The 18,896-nt window shown below is 70.8% G+C and carries 18 protein-coding genes; 3 read left to right on the top strand and 15 right to left on the bottom strand.

Annotated elements, in window-relative coordinates; genetic code table 11:
• Positions 1 to 36: 36 nt before the first annotated feature.
• The 3 genes from BLV24_RS01680 to gap all read right to left on the bottom strand — a co-directional run bounded on the left by BLV24_RS01680 (position 37) and on the right by gap (position 2,858).
• Positions 37 to 699, bottom strand: a complete 663-nt coding sequence (locus tag BLV24_RS01680) for a MarC family protein (RefSeq protein ID WP_092679401.1) — start codon at positions 697 to 699, stop codon at positions 37 to 39.
• Positions 700 to 1,091: 392 nt separating this feature from the next.
• A complete protein-coding gene (locus BLV24_RS01675; protein ID WP_092679400.1) occupies positions 1,092 to 1,691 on the bottom strand; it encodes a GNAT family N-acetyltransferase in 600 nt (199 codons plus the stop codon).
• Between the two features lie 165 nt (positions 1,692 to 1,856).
• A complete protein-coding gene (gap, locus tag BLV24_RS01670) occupies positions 1,857 to 2,858 on the bottom strand; it encodes a type I glyceraldehyde-3-phosphate dehydrogenase (RefSeq protein WP_092679399.1) in 1,002 nt (333 codons plus the stop codon).
• A 329-nt stretch (positions 2,859 to 3,187) separates the two neighbouring features.
• On the opposite strand from gap, the gene BLV24_RS01665 reads away from it, so the two are divergent.
• Entirely contained in the window at positions 3,188 to 3,763 is a 576-nt protein-coding gene (locus BLV24_RS01665) for a hypothetical protein (protein WP_092679398.1), read from the top strand.
• An 84-nt stretch (positions 3,764 to 3,847) separates the two neighbouring features.
• On the top strand, positions 3,848 to 6,010 hold the full coding sequence (locus BLV24_RS01660; protein ID WP_092679397.1) for a methyl-accepting chemotaxis protein: 2,163 nt from the start codon (positions 3,848 to 3,850) through the stop codon (positions 6,008 to 6,010).
• 307 nt (positions 6,011 to 6,317) lie between these two features.
• Here BLV24_RS01660 and BLV24_RS01655 read toward each other — a convergent pair whose 3' ends face one another.
• The 9 genes from BLV24_RS01655 to BLV24_RS01615 all read right to left on the bottom strand — a co-directional run bounded on the left by BLV24_RS01655 (position 6,318) and on the right by BLV24_RS01615 (position 15,776).
• Positions 6,318 to 7,130 (bottom strand): creatininase family protein, encoded by an 813-nt coding sequence (locus BLV24_RS01655; protein WP_092679396.1) that lies wholly within the window; start codon positions 7,128 to 7,130, stop codon positions 6,318 to 6,320.
• A gap of 13 nt (positions 7,131 to 7,143) precedes the next feature.
• Positions 7,144 to 8,118 carry an isopenicillin N synthase family dioxygenase gene (locus BLV24_RS01650; protein WP_092679395.1) on the bottom strand — a complete coding sequence of 325 codons (975 nt, stop codon included), beginning with the start codon at positions 8,116 to 8,118 and terminating at the stop codon, positions 7,144 to 7,146.
• Positions 8,111 to 8,800: an NAD(P)H-dependent oxidoreductase gene (locus BLV24_RS01645; protein WP_092679394.1), complete on the bottom strand. Its 690-nt coding sequence runs from the start codon at positions 8,798 to 8,800 to the stop codon at positions 8,111 to 8,113. Before BLV24_RS01645 ends, BLV24_RS01650 begins: the two co-directional genes overlap by 8 nt.
• Positions 8,801 to 8,905: 105 nt before the next feature.
• On the bottom strand, positions 8,906 to 10,303 hold the full coding sequence (locus BLV24_RS01640; RefSeq protein ID WP_092679393.1) for an FAD-binding oxidoreductase: 1,398 nt from the start codon (positions 10,301 to 10,303) through the stop codon (positions 8,906 to 8,908).
• Positions 10,300 to 11,589 carry a cytosine deaminase gene (locus BLV24_RS01635; protein ID WP_245710330.1) on the bottom strand — a complete coding sequence of 430 codons (1,290 nt, stop codon included), beginning with the start codon at positions 11,587 to 11,589 and terminating at the stop codon, positions 10,300 to 10,302. The genes BLV24_RS01640 and BLV24_RS01635 overlap by 4 nt, the downstream gene beginning before the upstream one ends.
• Positions 11,586 to 12,467 (bottom strand): ABC transporter permease, encoded by an 882-nt coding sequence (locus BLV24_RS01630; RefSeq protein ID WP_245710329.1) that lies wholly within the window; start codon positions 12,465 to 12,467, stop codon positions 11,586 to 11,588. The genes BLV24_RS01635 and BLV24_RS01630 overlap by 4 nt, the downstream gene beginning before the upstream one ends.
• Positions 12,464 to 13,309: an ABC transporter ATP-binding protein gene (locus tag BLV24_RS01625; RefSeq protein ID WP_245710328.1), complete on the bottom strand. Its 846-nt coding sequence runs from the start codon at positions 13,307 to 13,309 to the stop codon at positions 12,464 to 12,466. Before BLV24_RS01625 ends, BLV24_RS01630 begins: the two co-directional genes overlap by 4 nt.
• Positions 13,306 to 14,322, bottom strand: coding sequence for an ABC transporter substrate-binding protein (locus tag BLV24_RS01620; protein WP_092679391.1), 1,017 nt, complete (start codon positions 14,320 to 14,322; stop codon positions 13,306 to 13,308). Before BLV24_RS01620 ends, BLV24_RS01625 begins: the two co-directional genes overlap by 4 nt.
• 227 nt (positions 14,323 to 14,549) lie before the next feature.
• Positions 14,550 to 15,776, bottom strand: coding sequence for an MFS transporter (locus BLV24_RS01615; protein WP_218133322.1), 1,227 nt, complete (start codon positions 15,774 to 15,776; stop codon positions 14,550 to 14,552).
• A gap of 175 nt (positions 15,777 to 15,951) precedes the next feature.
• On the opposite strand from BLV24_RS01615, the gene BLV24_RS01610 reads away from it, so the two are divergent.
• Entirely contained in the window at positions 15,952 to 16,332 is a 381-nt protein-coding gene (locus BLV24_RS01610) for a RidA family protein (protein ID WP_092679390.1), read from the top strand.
• 40 nt (positions 16,333 to 16,372) lie between these two features.
• On the opposite strand, the gene BLV24_RS01605 is transcribed toward BLV24_RS01610, so the two are convergent.
• The 3 genes from BLV24_RS01605 to BLV24_RS01595 form a co-directional block, all read right to left on the bottom strand.
• On the bottom strand, positions 16,373 to 16,879 hold the full coding sequence (locus tag BLV24_RS01605) for a hypothetical protein (RefSeq protein WP_092679389.1): 507 nt from the start codon (positions 16,877 to 16,879) through the stop codon (positions 16,373 to 16,375).
• 84 nt (positions 16,880 to 16,963) lie between these two features.
• On the bottom strand, positions 16,964 to 17,890 hold the full coding sequence (locus BLV24_RS01600; RefSeq protein ID WP_092679388.1) for an electron transfer flavoprotein subunit alpha/FixB family protein: 927 nt from the start codon (positions 17,888 to 17,890) through the stop codon (positions 16,964 to 16,966).
• Positions 17,890 to 18,651, bottom strand: a complete 762-nt coding sequence (locus tag BLV24_RS01595) for an electron transfer flavoprotein subunit beta/FixA family protein (protein WP_092679387.1) — start codon at positions 18,649 to 18,651, stop codon at positions 17,890 to 17,892. The genes BLV24_RS01600 and BLV24_RS01595 overlap by 1 nt, the downstream gene beginning before the upstream one ends.
• Between the last annotated feature and the right edge of the window lie 245 nt (positions 18,652 to 18,896).

The following is an 18,896-nucleotide window of genomic DNA, read 5'->3' as shown; positions in this document are numbered from 1 at the left end:
CCCCGCCCCCCGCCGGCCGCGCCGGCCGCGCCCGCCTTAGCCGGCAAGCTCCGGCACGTTGACCGCGACCGGGCCCTGCGGCGGGATCAGGCCCATCGCGGCCAGCGCCGCCAGCACCGCGTCCACCGCCACCGCGGCGAGGATCATGCCCATCACCCGGCTGATCACCGAGGCCCCGGCGTCCCCGATCACCGAGCGGATCGGGTTCGCGGCCCACAGCACGCCCAGCGCCGCCGCCATCACCAGCGCCATCAGCCCCGCCGTCGTCGCCTGCTGGACCAGAGAGAAGCGGTTGTTGTCGGTCAGCACCACCACCGCCAGCATCGCGCCCGGCGAGGCGAGCGAGGGGATGGCCAGCGGAAAGATCGCGGTCTGGGAGAGGCTGGGCGTCTCCTCCAGCTCCGATTGCGGCTTGCCCTGCCCGAAGATCATGGTCAGCGCGAAAATGAACAGCACGATCCCGCCCGCAAGCTGGAACGAGGTCAGCGCGATCCCCAGCCCCTCCAGCACCAGCTGGCCGATGAGGATGAAGCCGATCAGCACCATGAAAGCCGCGACCACCGCCCGCAGCGCCACCCGTCGCCGGGCCTTCGCGCTCAGCCCGTAGGTCACCGCCAGGAACACCGGCAGCGTCCCGATCGGGTCGATCACCACCCACAGCGTGATGAAGTCGTGCAGCAGCAGCTCGGGCGAGATCATGCGCCTCGCTCCGCGGCGCCCGCGCGCCGGGGCGAAGCGCATCGGCGGGACGGACGGCGGGAGAGACGGCGGGAGGCCGGGGGCGGGGCGGCTCGGTCGCGGCGGGGCCGCGGCGCGATGGGGATCATGCTTGCGTATCTTTCTCGGAGGTCGGAGGGGCGGACGAAACGGGACGGCGGAATGACCGGCGGCGGCGCGACGGGCGGCGGGACGGGGCGCGCGACGCCCCCTGTGCCGCGCCGATGGGGCGCGAGCGGGACGGCGAAAGGACGGGATAAGGGCGTGAGCCCGCGTGATCCGAAGATAGGGCCGGCGCCGTCATCTTCGAAGGGCCAAAACCGCGCGAAGGGCGGTTTCCGGGCGAAATATGCGCCGAGGGCGCCCCGCGGGCCTCAGCCCAGCCCGCGGCGGAGCATCAGCAGCCAGTCGCGCCCCTCGGGCGTCCAGCCCTCGAACCCCACCTTGGGGCGGGAGGCGACGACCTCGAACCCGTTGCGTTCATAAAGCCGGATGGCCCCGACATTGACGTCCGAGGCGATCAACGACACCGCGTCGAGCTCCGCGGCGCGGGCCAGCGCGTCGGCCTCCGCCAGCAGGCGCGCGCCGAGGCCCCGGCCCCGCGCCTCGGGCTGGACGCCGAGCGCGTTGATGTACCAGCTGGGGGCGGAGAGGTTCTCCAGCTCCGTCAGCGGCAGGAAGGCGGGGGGCAGGTCCGGGCCGGGCTCGGTCGCCGCCGGGATCGGATAGCCGATCATCGCGGCCTCCGGCGCGGCGGCGCGGCCCTGCGGTCCGTCGATCACCCGCACGGCGGCGTCCGCCATGCGCGTGACCATGCGCGCGGCGCCTATGGCCCAGGGGTTTTCGCCGGGGGCGGCGGCGCCCCGCCACAGGGCGATCGCGAAGCCGCTGGCGGCCTCGTTGAGCAGGAAGGCCACGGTCGCGGCGTCGGCGGCGTCGGCGGGCCGGATCCCGGTCGGGGTGGAAACGGTCATGGCGGGCCTCCGGCACGGCGGGAACGGGCGTTGAAGCGAAACGGGCGCCGCGTGATCCGCGGCGCCCGTGGTCGTCCGGCGCGGGCGAGGGTCTTTCCCCGCCCCCGCTTCAGATCGCGGCGGCCAGCGCCCCCGGATCAGATCGTGGCGGCCAGCGCTCCCGGATCAGATCGTGGCGGCCAGCGCCACGGCGGTGTCCGACATGCGGTTGGAGAAGCCCCACTCGTTGTCGTACCAGGTCAGGATGCGCACCATGGTGCCTTCCATGACCTTGGTCTGGTCCATGTGGAACACCGACGAGTGGCTGTCATGGTTGAAGTCGATGGAGACCAGCGGCTCGTCCGTGTAGCCGAGGATGCCCTTCAGCTCGCCGTCGGCGGCCTCGCGGATCGCGGCGTTGATCTCCTCGACCGTCGTCGCCTTCTTGGCGATGAAGGTCAGGTCGACGACCGAGACGTTGGGGGTCGGCACGCGGATGGCGACGCCGTCCAGCTTGCCGTTCAGCTCGGGCAGGACCAGGCCGACGGCCTTGGCGGCGCCGGTGGAGGTCGGGATCATCGACAGCGCCGCGGCGCGGCCCCGGTAGAGATCCTTGTGCATGGTGTCGAGCGTCGGCTGGTCGCCCGTGTAGGAGTGGATCGTGGTCATGAACCCCTTTTCGATCCCCACGGCGCGGTCCAGCACATAGGCCACCGGCGACAGGCAGTTGGTGGTGCAGGACGCGTTGGACACGACCTTGTCCTCGGCGGTCAGCACGCCGTGGTTCACGCCGTAGACGATGGTCTTGTCGGCGCCGCCGGCGGGGGCCGAGACGAGAACGCGCTTGGAGCCGTTCTCGAGATGCATCGAGGCCTTCTCCTTGTCGGCGAAGATCCCGGTGCACTCCATCGCCACGTCGACGTCGCCCCAGGGCAGCGCCTTGGGGTCGCGCTCGGCGGTCACCTTGATCGGGCCCCAGCCCACGTCGATGGTGTCGCCGTCCACCTTCACCTCGGCCGGGAAGCGGCCATGGACGCTGTCGTAGCGCAGCAGGTGAGCGTTGGTCTCCACCGGGCCGAGATCGTTGATCGCGACCACCTGGATGTCCGTGCGCCCGCTCTCCACGATGGCGCGCAGCACGTTGCGCCCGATCCGTCCGAACCCGTTGATGCCGACCTTGACCACCATTTCCGGTCTCCTCGCCTAGTTGCGTCCTGTCGATGCCGGGGCGCGCGCCTCGCGTCGCGCGTCGCGGCGAAATCCACGCGCGCCTTATACAATCCGCCGCGACGGGGCGAAACCTCGCGCAGGGGCCTTCGGGGCGCGCGGACCGGCGCTGGCCCGCCGCCAATCGACGCGGGCGGCGCGAAGACGGGCCGCGGCGGCGCCTTCGCGCCGGAGGGGGCCGAATCCTGCGGCGATTAACCTGACGGTAGCCCTAAGGGTGGAAAGTCCGCGCCGCGCGGGGAGGGCCATCCGTCCCGCGAACATCCTTTCGCAGTCGAGGACCGCCCGCCATGAGACACACCCGGATCGCCGCCGCCCTCATCGCGCTGGCGCCGCTCGCTACGCCCGCCGCCGCCAATGAATTCGAGGACAGCCTCCGCGCGCTGGCCCGGGATCAGCTCGCCGCCATCGCCGCGGATCCCGCGGTGGTCGCCGCGGTCAAGGCGCAGAACGCCGCCGGCGCGCCCGACCAGGCGCGGATCGACCAGCTCGACGCCGACTGGCGCGCGCAGGTGGGGACCGCCTCCGCCCCGCTGGTGGACGAGGTCGCGGGCCGCCCGGCCTCCAGGGTGCTGGCCGACGCCCGCGACGCCTCCGAAGGGCTGATCACGGAGGCGTTCGCCATGGATCATGTCGGCCTGAACGTCGCGGTTTCCGACCCGACATCGGACTACTGGCAGGGCGACGAGGCCAAGTGGCGCCAGACCTACAAGGTCGGCGCGGACGCGATCCACATCTCGGACGTGGAGCTCGACGAAAGCACCCAGACCTACCAGAGCCAGGTGAGCCTGCCGGTGGTGGACCCCGACGGGGGCGCGCCGATCGGGGCGGTGACCTTCGGGATCAACGTCGAGCTGCTGCAGTGATCCGCGACGCCGGGGCCCGCGCCGCGCGGGCTCCGGCGCCGCGCCCGGCGCGCCGCGCCGCCCCCTCGTGACCCGGAGCCCGTGATGACCCCTGCCCCCGCCTCGAACGTGGAGCGACTCGGCGCCAGCCCCCGTCTCGGCCGCCGCATCGCCCTGGCCTTCGCTCTGGGCGCGATCCTGCTGACGGCGCTGTTCGCGGCGCTGTCGATGCAGGCGCAGAGCCGGCTCGCAAGCGAGGTCTTCGCGCGCTCGGTCTCCCAGCTCGCCGACCTCACGGCGCGGGACATGGGCGGCGCGGTGAAGTTCGCCAAGACCGAGATCATCGAAGAGACCCTGGTGCATCTGTCCGAAGCGAACGGCCGCGCCTTCGGCGGGGCCAGGGTGGTCAACGCGGCCGGCGAGACGCTGGACGAGGTCGGCGCCCTGACCCGCGCTCCGGCGGCGGCGGCCCTGCTGGCCCGGACGCTGGAGACGGGGGAGCCCGGCGCCTCCGCCGACGGCCTCACCCAGGCGCGCGCGGTGCGCTTCGGCAAGGGGCAGGACATCGTCGGCGCGATTCTCGTCAGCTGGACCGATGCCGTGATCGTGGCGGATGTGCGCGCCTCGGCCATGCGCCTGGCCGGGCTCGGCCTCGCGATCGCGCTGGGCGCGGGGGCGCTGGGGATGTGGGCGCTGACCCGCCTGCTGACCCGGCCGCTGGTGCAGCTCGGCGCCACCGTGCGCAAGCTGATCGCGGGGGAGGACGCGAGCATCCCGGGCTTCGAACGCATGGACGAGATCGGCATGCTCGCCCGGTCGGTGGGCGAAATCCATGAGCAGTCGCAGGCCTCGGCCCGCACCAGGCGGGCGCTGGACAGCGCCTCGACGCTCCTGATGATCGCCGACACCGAGGACCGGATCACCTATGTCAGCCCGTCGCTGGTCCAGTTGCTGGACCGCGCCGGCGACGGCATCCGCAAGATGGTTCCGCAATTCGACCCCGCGAAGCTGATCGGCGTGGATTTCCACATCTTCCACCGCAACCGCAGCCACCAGGTCGACAAGCTCCACGACATGACGGAGAAGCTGATCACCGACATCCGCCTCGGCGAACGTCGGCTGAACCTGGTGGTCAGCCCGATCTTCGGGCGCCGGGGCCAGCGCATCGGCACGGTGGTCGAATGGCTGGACCGGACCGAGGACCTGGCGATCCTGGCCGCGATCGACGAGACCGCCGCCAAGGCGGCGGAGGGCGATTTCTCCCGCCGGATCAAACCGCATGGCGCGGATGAGAACCTGGAACAGGTGGCCCGCCAGGTGAACCGCATCTGCGAGACCATCGACCGCTTCCTGACCGAGGTCGAGACCCCGGTGAAGGCCATGGCCGACGGCGACCTGAGCCACCGTTCGGGCGCCGAGTTCCACGGCCGCTTCGCCGACGTGACCGGCTCGGTCAACGCCACGCTGGACCGGCTGGGCGGTCTGGTCGCCGACATCAAGGCGGCGGAACGCGCCATGCGCGGCAATATCGACGAGGTCTCCGGCGGGGCCGGCGACCTGTCCAGCCGCACCGAAGCCCAGGCCTCGGCGCTGGAGGAGACCTCCGCCACGGTCGAGGAGATCTCGGCCACCATCTCCACCAACGCGGACGGCGCGAAGCAGGCCAGCACCATGGCCGCCGACGCCCGCGACCGCGCCCAGATGGGCCAGTCCGTGGTCGGCGACGCGGTCGGCTCGATGAAGGAGATCGAGGAAAGCTCGGCGCGCATCTCGGACATCACCGCGGTGATCGACTCGATCGCCTTCCAGACCAACCTGCTGGCGCTGAACGCGGCGGTGGAGGCGGCCCGGGCGGGGGAGGCCGGCAAGGGCTTCGCCGTGGTGGCCTCGGAGGTCCGGACGCTCGCCCAGCGCTCGTCGGAAGCCGCGCGCGACATCAAGGAGCTGATCGCCGCCTCCGGCGCCAAGGTGGCCGACGGCGTGCGCCATGTGCATGCGACCGGCGAGGCGCTCGGCGGGTTGATGTCCGCGATCAGCTCGATGTCGGAGACCATCGACGACATCGCGCGCGCCAGCCGCGAACAGGCCACCGGCATGCAGGAGATCACGCAGGCCGTCTCGCATATGGACGAGACCACCCAGCGCAACGCCTCCATGGCGGAGCAGAGCGCCCGGGCGGCGGAGGCCCTGCGCACCCAGTCGGATACCCTGGCGGAGCTGATCGGCTTCTTCCACGCCGAGGCCGCGTCCCGCAACCGCGCCGCCTGATCCCGCCGGTCCCGCCAGGCGCCCGGCGGCGCGCGTCCCCACAGGGAAGGACGCCGGGCCCCTCGCGCTCCCCTCGCCCCGGCCCGGCTTCGCCGGGACGTCCGGCGGGCGAAGCCCGGCGGGGCGACGGCCCCAGGCCGGCGCGGGCGAGCTGCGCCGGCCCTCTCGCCACGCTCGCCACGCTCGCCCCCCTCGCCACGCTCGCCCGGGCCGGGCCGGGCCGCAGCAGTCTCGCCGCGGCCACGCCCGCCACCCGCCCCCCCGTGCGCGGAAAGGCTCCGCGACGCCGCTTCGGGACCTGCGGGTTTCAGGCGCCGGGAGCGGGCTCGGCGAATGCCGCGAAGCGCTCCAGATCGACCGTCTCGACCTCGCGCAGCAGCTCGATGAAGCCCCGCGCCTGGTGCGCCGCGATCGCGGCCCCCTTCTCCGCCGTCGCCACCGACGCGTCCCCCACCGTCCCGTCCGGGTTCAGGTCGCGCGCGGTCCAGCCATAGGCCACCGAGCCCGTCGGCCGCAGCCAGCGGAAATCCCCCATCCCCTCGGCGGAGGAGACGAAATCCTTCGCGCGGTCCATGCGCACCAGTTCCGGCCGGAAATGCAGCATCAGGGAGGTCTCGGCGTCGCCGCCATGGATCCCGTAGGTCCGCTCGCGCTCGGACAGCAGGCCTTCGGGATGGCCGAAGGCGCCCCATTGGCAGCGCACGGCCAGCATCCCGGCCCGCACCCGCAGCTCCCGCGTCAGGATCGACACCAGGTCCAGGTTGCCGCCATGGGAGTTCACGACGACCAGCTTGCGCACCCCGGCCCGCGCCACCGACAGGCCGATCTCCACCCAGGCCTTCAGCGCCGTCTCGGCCGAAAGCGTCAGGGTGCCGGGCGCATGCAGATGCTCGTTGGACTTGCCCACCGCCTGCACCGGCAGGATGCGGATATCCAGATCGTCGGGAACCCGCGCGCAGACCTCGCGCAGCATGCCGAGATTGATCTCGGTATCCACGCCGACCGGCAGATGCGGGCCATGCTGCTCGATCGCCGCGGTGGGCAGGATCGCGATGGTCTTCGCGGGGTCGATATCGGCGTAGTCCAGGGTCGAGTAATCCGACCAGTGCAGGCGGCGCATCAGTCCCCCTCCTTCAGTTCGCGCGGTGCGCATAGGTGGCGTTCAGACGCTCGGACAGGTGCTCGGCCCCGGTGATCGGCGCGTGGCGGGGCGCCTCGCCGGGCGCGAGGCAGACCGAGGGCGCCTCGATCACCGCGTCGGGGTCCGGGTCGAGGAAGAAGGCGACCGAGCACCGCTCCTGCGCCGGGGCCAGCACCCGGTGCGGGGTCGAGACGTAGAGGTCGTTGGTCCAGCGCTGCAGGCAGTCGCCGATATTGACCACGAAGGCGCCGGGCACGGAGGGCACGTCGAGCCATTCGTCCGTGCCGCGCAGGGCCCGCGGCTGCACCTGCAGCCCGGCCACGCCGTCGGTGGCCAGCAGCGTCACCGAGCCGTAGTCGGAATGCGCGCCGGCGCCGATCCCGCCTTTCGCGTCGGCGCCCGCGGCGGGATAGCGCAGCAGGCGCAGGGTCGCCATCGGCGCGCGGAACTTGTCTGCGAACCAGTCCTCCGGCAGGCCGAGATCCAGCGCGAAGGCCTGGTGAAGCTCCAGCCCCAGCGCCAGGCAGGCGTCATACCAGCCGAGGCATTCGGGCTTGAAGGCCGGCGCCCCTTCGGGCCAGAGATTCACGCCGCGGAACGGCTCGCCCGCCACCACCGACGGGTGATCCGGGGCGAGGTCGAGCCCGATATTGAACGCCTCCTTCGCGTCGGCCTGGCCGGAGGCGGGGTCCAGCGCCTCGACCTTCTGGGCGACGTAGCCGCGGTTATGCGCCGAATGCGCGATGGCCACGGCGTCCTTCTTCGCCTGCTCCAGCGCGAAGAACCCGCGGGCCACGGAGAAGATCGCCGTGCGCCGGGCGTTCAGGATGCCGGTGTTCTCCAGCAGGAAGAAGCCGGTGTCGCGGCAGGCGGCGCCAAGCTCGGCGGCGAAGGCGGCGCGGGCGGCGGCGTCCCCCTCGCGGAAGCGCGAGAAGTCGAACAGCGGGATGGCGGGGGCGTCAGGCATCAGCGGGGTCTCCCTTGGGCGCAAGCGCGCGGCGGCCGGCTTCGGCCGCGGCCGAGGCCCCGGCGGGCGCGCGGGCGCCGCGCAGACCGGCGCCGGTCAGCATCCGGTCGCATTCCCGGATCACGCGCGCAAGATGCCGGGCGCGGCTTTCGGGCGTGGAGGCGTCCATGGCGTAATGCGCCGCGAAGTGCCGCCGGCAGGTCGGCGCGCAGCAACTGCGCAGCCCCCGCAGCAGGATCCGCCGCCCCGGCGAGCCCATCGCCCAGGTCAGCCAGCGCGAGGCGCCGCAGGTGGTGAACACCGCCAGCCGCCGGATATGGGTGAGCGCCGGCGTGATCGGCCCGGCCTCGGGCAGGTTGAAGGCGACCGAGGGCAGCATCGCCCGGTCCAGCCAGCCTTTCAGCATCGCGGGCGGGCCATACCACCAGGTCGGGTAGACGAAAACCAGCGTGTCGGCCCAGCGCAGGGCCTCCACATGGGGGGCGAGCGCCGCATGGTCGGGGCTGTCGCCGTCATAGCCCTCCCACCGGGGGCGGGTCATCACCGGGTCGAAATCCTCGCCGTAAAGGTCGAGCACCCGCACCTCCGCCCCGCCGCGGCGCAGGCGGTCGGTCACGGTTTCGGCGATGGCGTGGTTGAAGCTTTCGGGCGACGGGTGGCAGTAGATCAGGAGGGCGCGCATGGCGGGACCCTTGCGTGCCGGGGCCGCGATCCTCCGCGGCGCCGGTGGGCGGCGGGGAGGTCGGCGCATCCCCCCTCCCGCCCCGCCGGGAAGAGGCGGCGGGGCTCAGCCCGCCGGTCTCATGCCCGCGTAGCGATAGACTTCGGAATAGGTGAAGTCGGGTGCGTCCCAGGTGATCATTTTCCCCGGATTGAGCAGGCCCTTGGGGTCGGCCTCGCGCTTGAAGGCGAGCTGCCGCTCATCCGCGGACTGTCGGCCGCCTTCCTCCAGCGTGTAGCGGTGCGGGTTGAAGATCATGCAGCCCATGTCCTCGTGGATGCGCACGATCTCCTCCAGCCGTTCCTCGGTGGTGAAGCGCACCACGGGGAGGCCGGCGAAGCGCATCCGCCCGTTCATGCGGATGCCTTCGAGATGCTGGGGGACCTCGGCGCCGAAACGGTCGCGGATGGCCTGCACCTGGGCCAGATCCTCGTAGCGGACCTGGAGATAGGTGATGGTCGGGTCCACCCGCAGCCCGCGCAGGGTGGTGTGGTTCCAGGCGTACTCGTAGGCGACGCCGAAGGCCTTCTTCTCCTCCGCCGTCACCTTGTCGGACCGATAGATGATCTCCGCCCCCTTGTGACGGCGGGTGAAGGTCATGAAGGCGTCCATGGCATGCGGCGCCACCATCACGATCACCACCGACTGGTCGGGGCGGATGCGGTCCTTGATGCGCAGGAAATAGTCGTGGGGGATCGGCGCCTCGACCGGAGTGATCAGCTTGGTGAGGATGCCGTCCTCGTTGCCCAGCGCCTCGGCCCACTGGGCGCCGTCCATGAAGTCGTCGAAGCCGACCAGCACGTCGGTCCACTCGTAGGCGGGGGCGAGCGGCAGCTCGATCTCGGTGATGATGCCGTTGGTGCCGTAGGCGTGGGAGACGCGGTGCAGCTCCTCCCCGGTGAATTCCAGCACGCGGGGCTCGGCCTCCATGGTCACCACGCGCAGGCGCAGGATGTTGCCCAGGTCGCGCAGCTGCCCCCAGCGGACCGAGCCCACGCCCCCCGAGCCGCCGGCGATGAAGCCGCCCACGGTGGCGGTGGCGTAGGTGGAGGAGAACATGCGGATCTCCTGCCCCGAGGCGCGGATGATCTCGGCGTCCATGTCGCGCAGGATGCAGCCCGGCTCCACGATGGCGCGGCCGGGATGGATCTCCTTGACCTTGTTCATGTGGCGCATGTGCAGGACGCAGCCGCCGGCGAGCGGCATGGCCTGCCCGTAATTGCCGGTGCCCGAGCCGCGGGTGGTGACCGGCACGTCATGTTCGAAGCAGACCTTCAGGACCTCGATCACCTCGGCCTCGTTGCGGGGCGAGACCACGAAATCCCCGACCAGATGGTCGAGGCGGGATTTCAGCACCGGCGAATACCAGAAGAAATCCCGGCTCTTGGCTTTGACGGAGGCCGGCTTGTCGTCCAGGTCCAGATGCGACAGCGCCTCCTTGGCGGCGAGGACGTTGGGGGTCATGCGGGCTCCATCAGGTCGTCGAGTTCGGCGTAGTCGGGCAGCGCGCGGTCGATGGCGCGGCCGGCGCGCAGGACCATGCGGTCGGACTGGGGGCGGGCGAAAAGCTCGGTCCAGGACCGGGCGCGGCAGATCACCAGGTCGGCCGGCGCGCCGGGGTCGAGGCTGGGCGTCTCGAACCCGCAGGCGGCGGCGGGGGCGGTGAGGAAGGCCTCGGCCCAGTCCTCGCGTGAGTGATCCAGGTGGCAGATGCGGGTCGCCTCGCGCATCACCTCCAGCATGTCGAGGTCGCCATAGGCGTAGAACGGATCGCGGGTGTTGTCGGAGGCGAAGATCACCGGGATGCCCCGGGCGCGGGCCTCGTGAACCAGCGTGACGCCCCGGCCGCGCGGCGTCCGACCGTTGCGGCGGTCCTGAAGATACATGTTGCACATGGGCAGCGAGGTGATCGAGAGGCCTGCGCCGGCGCAGTAGTCCAGCGTCTCCAGCGCCACGGATTCCTCCTGGGTGGAGAGCGAGCAGCAATGCCCGCAATTCACCTTGCCCGTGAAGCCGGTCCGCCCCACCGCCCGCGCGATGGCGCGCAGGGTGGCGGAGTTCGGGTCCATGGTCTCGTCCACGTGGAAATCGGCGTCGAGGCCGAGCGTGCCCGCGGTTTCGAAGAAGATGTCGAGCCGCCGGTCGATGTCCGCCACCGGGTAGGTCACCGCCCCCAGCACCCCGCCCGAGCCCTTCACCACCTGCGCCAGATCGCGCCAGGCCGGCGTGTCGCCGACGAAGTCGATGCCGGTCAGCGACACGGCCTGAAGGTCGATGCAGCCGGCCCAGTCCTCACGCAGTTCGCGGAACACGGGCCAGGAGACGTCCTCCTGCGGGGGGGAGCTGTCGAGATGGGTGCGCACCGCCTTGGTGCCATGCGCCCAGGCGCAGCGCAGGGCGAAATCGGCGCGGCGGCGCACGTCCTCCGCCGTCCAGCGGGCGCGGCGGTCGTCGCCCACCGTCTCCAGCGCCCCCATGAAGGTGCCGTCGGGATTGGGGGAGCGGGCCCAGATATGGCCCTTGTCGATATGGGTATGGGCGTCGATGAAGCACGGGAAAATGATGCGCCCGCCCATGTCGATCTCGACCTCGTCGGCGCGGGCGTCGTTCTCGACGATGCGGCCGTCCTCGATGGTCAGGTCGGTCGCCACCAGGTCGCCGGGGCGGCCCAGCAGGGGGCCGGGGGCGCGCAGGTTCATCAGCCGCAGGCGTTTGGCCTCGGGCAGGTCGAGGAAGTCCACGGGGCTCACACCTCTCGTTTGATGGCGCTCTCGTGCCACTTGCGCAGCAGGAGATGGCTGACAAGGGACAGCACCGCGAAGATCAGGACCCCGGTCAGCGCGATCAGGATCAGGGCCGCGAAGGCGAGGTCGGTCTTGAGCCGGTAATTCGCCTCCAGGATCCGGAAGGCGAGGCCCGAGCCCATGCCCCCGGTGCCGGCCACGAATTCCGCGACCACGGCGCCGATCAGCGACAGGCCGCCGGCGATCCGCAGGCCGCCGAGGAAATAGGGCAGCGCGGCGGGGATCTGCAAGTAGCGCAGCCGCTGCCAGCGCGTCGCGCCGTAGATGGAGAACAGGTCGCGCAGGTTGTGGTCGGCCGACCGCAGGCCCAGCGTCGAGTTCGACAGGATCGGGAAGAAGGCCACGATCCAGGACACGATCAGCATCCCCACCACCTTTTCGGGGATCACGAAGACGCCGAGGTCGATGTCGGAGACATAGATCAGGATCAGCGGCGCCACCGCGACCACGGGCGTGACCTGAAGGATCACCGCGAAGGGGTAGAAGCTCATCTCCGCCCAGCGGGACTGGTTGAAGATCATCGCCAGCCCCGCCCCGCCGATCACCGCGGCGATCAGGGCCAGCAGGGTGGTCTGCACGGTGATGAGCCAGGAATCGAACAGGGTGGCCGCGTTCTCGACCAGCGCGGCCCAGACGCGCGTCGGGCTGGGCAGGATGTAATGCGGGATCTGCGCCGCCTCGACCCGCCATTGCCAGAAGGCGACGGCGCCGATCAGCATCAGCGCCGGCAGCAGCCAGCGCGCGGTGCGGTCGAGCCGCTGGGACCGCTGGCGAGCCAGCTCCTCCGCGTCGATCAGGGTCGGGTCGGTGTCCTTGACGGTCAATGCGCGCCCTCCATCGCGAGCCCCAGCGCGTCGGACGTGGCGCGGCACTGGGCGGCGTAGTCGGCCGAGGTCCGGAAGTCCTCGGTGCGGGGATAGGGCTCGTCCACGTTCAGCTCGGCGATGACCCGGCCCGGACGGGCCGCCATGACCACGATCCGGTCCGAGAGGAACACGCTCTCGAACACCGAATGGGTCACGAAGATCACCGTGCAGTTCAGCTTGGCGCGCATGGCCAGCAGGTCGTTGTTGAGCTTGAAGCGGGTGATCTCGTCCAGCGCGGCGAAGGGCTCGTCCATCAGGATCAGCCGGGGCCTCGTCACCATGGCCCGCGCGATGGAGACGCGCATCTTCATGCCGCCCGAAAGCTCGCGCGGGTAGGCCTTTCCGAAGCCGGACAGGCCCACGGTGGCCAGCGCGTCGTCGATATCGGCCTTGCAGTCGGCGAACCTGCGCCCCTTCAGGCGCAGCGGCAGCCAGACGTTATGCTCCACGGTGGCCCAGGGCATCAGGGTGGGTTCCTGGAACACCACGCCGAGCCCGCCGTCGTCGGGCCCCGCCCCCTGCCCTTCCCAGGCGATCTTGCCGGCGGTCGGGTGCGTCAGCCCCGCCACCAGCCGCAGCGCCGTGGACTTGCCGCAGCCGGACGGGCCGAGCAGCGAGATGAAATCCCCCTGCCGCACATCCAGCGACATGCCGCGCAGCGCGATCACGTCGCCGCCGAAGACCTTGGTGACATTGCGGATGGACAGCACGGGGGCCCGCGCCGCCCGCGCCGCCGCCGCATCCGTCAGGGGGGCGGCGGGATCGCCCGCCGCCCCCGGAGTCGCGTGCGCGTCCGTCACTCGACCAGCTTCTTCTTCGTCTCCAGCGCCACGCCGGTGTTGGAGAACTCGGTCGTGTAGACCTTGGACAGGTCCAGGCCCGGCTCGATCACGCCGGCCTCGACCATCTTGTCGTGGAAGTCCTGCATCTTGGCGTCGGTCATGACGCCGATGCCCATGGTCTCGGAATCGCCCGAGTCGACGATGCCGTAGTCCTTCATCGCCTGGATCGAGAAGGCGATCTGCTCGTCCGACATGTCGGTGTTGTCGGCCTGGATCAGGGCGTTGCCGGCCGACGGGTCGCCGTAGAGGTAGTTGGCCCAGCCGATCGAGGAGGCCTCCACGAAGCACTTCACCACTTCGGGCTTGGCGTCGATGGTGGCCTGCATGGTCTCCACCGTCGTGGCGTAGGTGGAGAAGCCGGCGTCGGCGAGCACGTAGACGTCAGGCTTGAAACCGCCCTCGGTCTCCACCGCGAAGGGCTCGGACGTGACATAGCCCTGCTGGCCCGACTTCACGTCGGCGATGAAGGGCGCGGGGTTGAAGGTGTAGGGCTTGCGCGTCTCGGCCTTGAAACCGTAGGCGGTCATCATCCAGCGGTAGAACGACTGGTAGCCGTTGTCGCCGATGAACAGCGTGTCGAGATTGGCGAGATCCTCGAAGGACGAGGCGGCGCCGGGATGGGTCAGGATGACCTGCGGCTCTTTCTGGAAATGCGCGGCGACGACCTTGAGGGGGATGCCCTCGCGCACCGCCGAGAAGGCCTGCAGCATGTTGCCGCCCATGGAGAAGTCGATCTTGCCGGCCAGCATCAGCGCCCGGTTGTTCACCTGGGGGCCGCCGGGGACGATCTCGACCTCGATGCCGCAATCGGCGAAGGTCCCGTCGGCGATGGCCTGATAGTAGCCGCCGTGCTCGGCCTGGGCGACCCAGTTGGTCCCGAATTTCACCTTCTCCTGGGCGTGGGCGGGGGCGGCGAGCGCCGCGGCGGAGGCGGCGGCGACAAGCGCCGCGCGAAGCGTGGTGGAGGACATGGCGATCTCCCTCGTTGTCCGGCGGGGGGGAGTTTGGCGAGGCGCGCGCGTCGGCGCCAGTGGTCATTTCGCGGATGCGGAATATTTGCCGCCGGCGCCCGCTTCGCAGGCGCCGCATACGGATTGCCCAGCCGATATGGCGCGAAAACCATCGCCGCCGTCTTCGGGCGAATGGACGGGGAATCGCCCGGACTGTTTCCGCGATTCTGTTTCCGCTGGGGCGCCGCTCAGGCGGGCTGCGGGCTGCGCGGCGGTCGGCCGAGCGCCACGCCGATCTGCACCACCCCCGCCACCAGCCCGAGCCCGACGCCGATCTGCACCGCGAGGTCGTAGTTCCCGAAGACATCGAACACCAGCCCGCCCCCGATGGCCCCGAGAAAGCTGCCCATCTGGTGCCAGCAGAAGGTCATGCCCTGCAGCATCGCCTGCCAGCGCAGGCCGAAGGTCTCGGCCACCGACCCCGCGATCAGCGGGCTGACGCCGAGCCACAGGAACCCCATGAGCGCGGCGAAGATCACCGTGGTCTCGGGCGTGGGAAAGCGGGTGAAGAACCAGGCGAGCACCAGCGAGCGGCCGACATAGATGCAGCCCAGCAGCGCCTGCTTTGACCACCGCCCCCCGGCCCAGCCGAAGAACAGCGACCCCGCGACGTTCATCCCACCGATCACCCCCAGCGCGGTGGCGGCCAGCATCGGGTCGGCGCCGCAAAGCGCGAGGTAGGAGGGCAGATGCGTGGTCAGGAAGATCAGCTGCATGCCGCAGACGAAATAGGCGCCGGTCATCACCAGGAAGTTCAGGTTGCCGAAGGCCATGCCCAGCGCGCCGCGGGCCGACATGCTGTCGGCGCTGTCGGGCATGGGCGGGGGTGGCGGCAGCCGGTCGACGCGGCCCGCCATCCAGGCGGCCGGCAGGATCGCCAGCGCCAGCACGAAGAACACCGCGAGGCTGATGCGCCAGTCCCAGGCCTGCATCACCGCCTGGCCCAGCGGCGCGGCGATCAGCGCGCCCAGCGAGCCCGCGGCCGAGACCGCCCCCAGCACGACCGAACGCACCGCGACGGGAACCGAGCGCGCCGCGACCGCCATCGACATGGCGGTGGAGGCGCAGGCCATGCCCAGCCCCACCATGAGCCCCGCGCCCAGCAGCACCGTCCACATGCCCTGCGACAGCGCCAGCACCCCCATGCCGAGCGCATAGACCAGCGCCCCCGCCACCATCACCGGCCGGAAACCGCGGCGCGCGGCCAGCCCGCCGACCAGCGGCTGGAACACGCCCCAGGCCAGGTTCTGGGCCGAGATGGCGAGGGTGAACTGGGTCACCGTGATGCCGATATCCGAGGTCATGGCCGGGATGAACAGGCCGAGGCTCTGGCGCAGGCCCATGGTCAGGGACAGCATCACCGCCGCCCCGATCAGAATGGGCAGCACCGCCCGGATCTCCGGCCGCATCGCCATGGTCTCAACTCCCCGTCATGCCGGTTTCGTGAGGGAACCGTTGGAGTTGTCTTCGCACAGGGTAATAAGGGAGGCAAACGATTTCCCTTGCGGCGCCGGTCGCGAGCCCCTTCCCTTCCCCGCCGCCCCGCGCCAGTCTCGGGCGCTTGTTGCAGCGCACCGAAGGAGACGCGCCATGACCCTCCAGCGAATTTCGTCCGGCGGCCCGTGGGAGGAGAAGGCCGCCTATTGCCGGGCCGTGGTCGCGGGGGGCTGGGTGCATGTCGCCGGCACCACCGGCGCCGATCCCGAGACCGGAGAGATGCCCGAAAGCGTCGTCGACCAGTGCCGCAACACGCTGGCCAAGATCGAGGCCGCGCTGGCCGAGGCCGGGTCGAGCTTCGCCGACGCGGTGCGCGTCCACTACATCCTGCCCGATGCGGCGGATTTCGAGCCCTGCTTTCCGGTGCTGCGCGAGGCGTTCGGGGACAGCCCGCCCGCCGCGACGATGATCGCGGCCGGGCTGATCGCGCCGGGCATGAAGATCGAGATCGAGCTGACCTGCTTCAAGGGCTGAAAGCACGGGGGGGCGATGGACTGGGGGGGCCGAACGCCCCTCAGCCGCAGCCGTCCCGGCGCCAGGTCCCGGCCTCCCGGTCCCGGCAGAAGCCGGCCGCCTGCATCGCGTCCTCGATCGCGAAGACCGGCGCGATGACCGTGTCGGGGCCGGGGCCGGGGCCGCGGCGGCATTGGAGCGTGGCGACCGTCGCTTCGCCCTTCAGGACGTTCACGCCGCCCTCGGGGACCGCCTCGGGGTCGAGCCGGTCGAGGCTGTGCCAGGCCTCGTAGACATAGCCCGCATTGCGAAACCCGACCGAGGCCCAGATCGTCCGCCCCACCCCGTTCCAGGGCCGCGCGGTCCCGGCGGAGAAATCCTCCCGCAGGGTCAGCTCGGGCGCGCCCGCGGGGCCGAAGGCATAGGCGAAGGCGCGCGCGCCGGGCTCGATGCAGACCTCCAGATGGCGCCCCCGCCCGACATTGCAGGACAGGAACGTCGTCCCCGCGCAATCCGCGAAGGTGGGCGAGGCGGGCGCCAGCAGGGCGAGCAGAACCAGACGGCGCATCCGCGAAATCTTCCCAGGGACGACCCCGAAACGAAAAGGAGCCGCCCCGAGGGGCGGCTCCCGTCACTTGCGTCTCCGCAGGGCTCAGAGCTTGGACTCGAGCTCCGGCAGCACGTCGAACAGGTCCGCGACCAGGCCGTAGTCGGCGACCTGGAAGATCGGCGCCTCTTCGTCCTTGTTGATGGCCACGATGACCTTGGAGTCCTTCATGCCGGCGAGATGCTGGATCGCGCCCGAGATGCCGACGGCGATGTAGAGCTCCGGCGCCACGACCTTGCCGGTCTGACCGACCTGCCAGTCGTTGGGCGCGTAGCCCGAGTCGACCGCGGCGCGCGAGGCGCCGACGGCGGCGCCGAGCTTGTCGGCCACCTTCTCGATGATCGCGAAGTTCTCCTTCGACGCCATCGCGCGGCCGCCGGAGATGATCCGCTTGGCCGAGGTCAGCTCGGGGCGATCCGACGCCGCGATCTTGTCCTCGACCCACTCGGACACGCCCGGGTTCTCGACCGCGGAGATGGTCTCAACCGAGGCGGAGCCGCCCTCGCCCACCGCGTCGAAATTGGCGGTGCGCACGGTCAGGACCTTCTTGGCGTCGGAGGTCTTCACCGTCTGGATGGCGTTGCCGGCGTAGACCGGGCGCTCGAACGTGTCGCCGTCGACGATCCCGGAGATGTCCGAAATCACCATGACGTCGAGCAGCGCGGCGACGCGCGGCATCAGGTTCTTGCCGGCGATGGTGGCCGGGGCGAGGATGTGCTCGTAGTCGCCGGCGATGGACACGACCAGGGCGGCCTTGGGCTCCGCCAGGTTGTGGCCCAGCGACGGGTCCTCGCAGCACAGCACCTTGGACACGCCGTCGAGCTTGGCGGCGGCGTCGGCGGCGCCCTTGGCGTTCTCGCCGGCGACGAGGATGGTCACGTCGCCCAGCTTCTTGGCGGCCGAAAGGGCCTTGCCGGTGGCGTCGGCGGCGAGCTCGCCGGCCAGCGTCTCAGCGATCAGCAGAACAGCCATTACAGGACCCCCGCTTCGTTCTTCAGCTTGGAGATCAGCTCGTCGACATCGGCGACCTTGACCCCAGCGGAGCGGCCCTTCGGCTCGGCGGTGGAGACCACCGTGAGCCGCGGGGCGACGTCGACGCCGTAATCGGCGGCGGTCTTCGCATCCAGCGGCTTCTTCTTCGCCTTCATGATGTTGGGCAGCGACGCGTAGCGCGGCTCGTTCAGGCGAAGGTCGGCGGTGACGATCGCCGGCATCTTCAGCTTGAGGGTCTGCATGCCGCCGTCGACCTCACGGGTCACGGTGGCGGTGTCGCCCTCGATCGCCAGCTCGGCCGCGTTGGTGGCCTGACCCCAGCCCAGGAGCGCCGCCAGCATCTGGCCGGTGGCGTTCATGTCGTTGTCGATGGCCTGCTTGCCGAGAAGGACCAGACCGGGCTGCTCCTCGTCGATCACGCCCTTGAGCAGCTTGGCGACGGCCAGCGGCTCGATGTCGGTGTGAACGTCGTCGGAGGCCTCGATCAGGATGGCGCGGTCGGCGCCCATGGCGAGCGCGGTGCGCAGGGTTTCCTGCGACTGCTTCACGCCGATGGAGACCACGACGATCTCCTCGGCGACGCCTTTTTCCTTCAGCCGGATGGCCTCTTCGACGGCGATCTCGTCGAACGGGTTCATCGACATCTTGACGTTCGCGAGATCGACGCCGCTTCCGTCCGCCTTCACGCGGACCTTCACGTTGTAGTCGATCACGCGCTTGACGGGCACGAGCACCTTCATTGCGCGTTTCTCCTCCTGGTTTCTCCGCACGGCCTGGGACGCGCGGCGGTCGTCGTCTGGCTACACCGACCTTGTCCCTGATGGTAGGGGCAAAGCGGCGGGAAACCACCTCAGGCGGGCCGCGCAGGGGGGCGCGGGCCCTTTTGATCCGGGCGTTTCGCTAACATACGGCCCGGTATGCAGGCGCCGGACACGCGGTCGCATCGCGAAACCCGGCGCAAGAATCGGTCCCCGCCCGCGCGGGG

The organism is Albimonas donghaensis, from assembly GCF_900106695.1.
Classification (GTDB): Bacteria; Pseudomonadota; Alphaproteobacteria; order Rhodobacterales; family Rhodobacteraceae; genus Albimonas; species Albimonas donghaensis.
The sequence above is the reverse complement of the archived record's forward strand: the minus strand, read 5'-3'. Positions and strand labels throughout refer to the sequence as shown.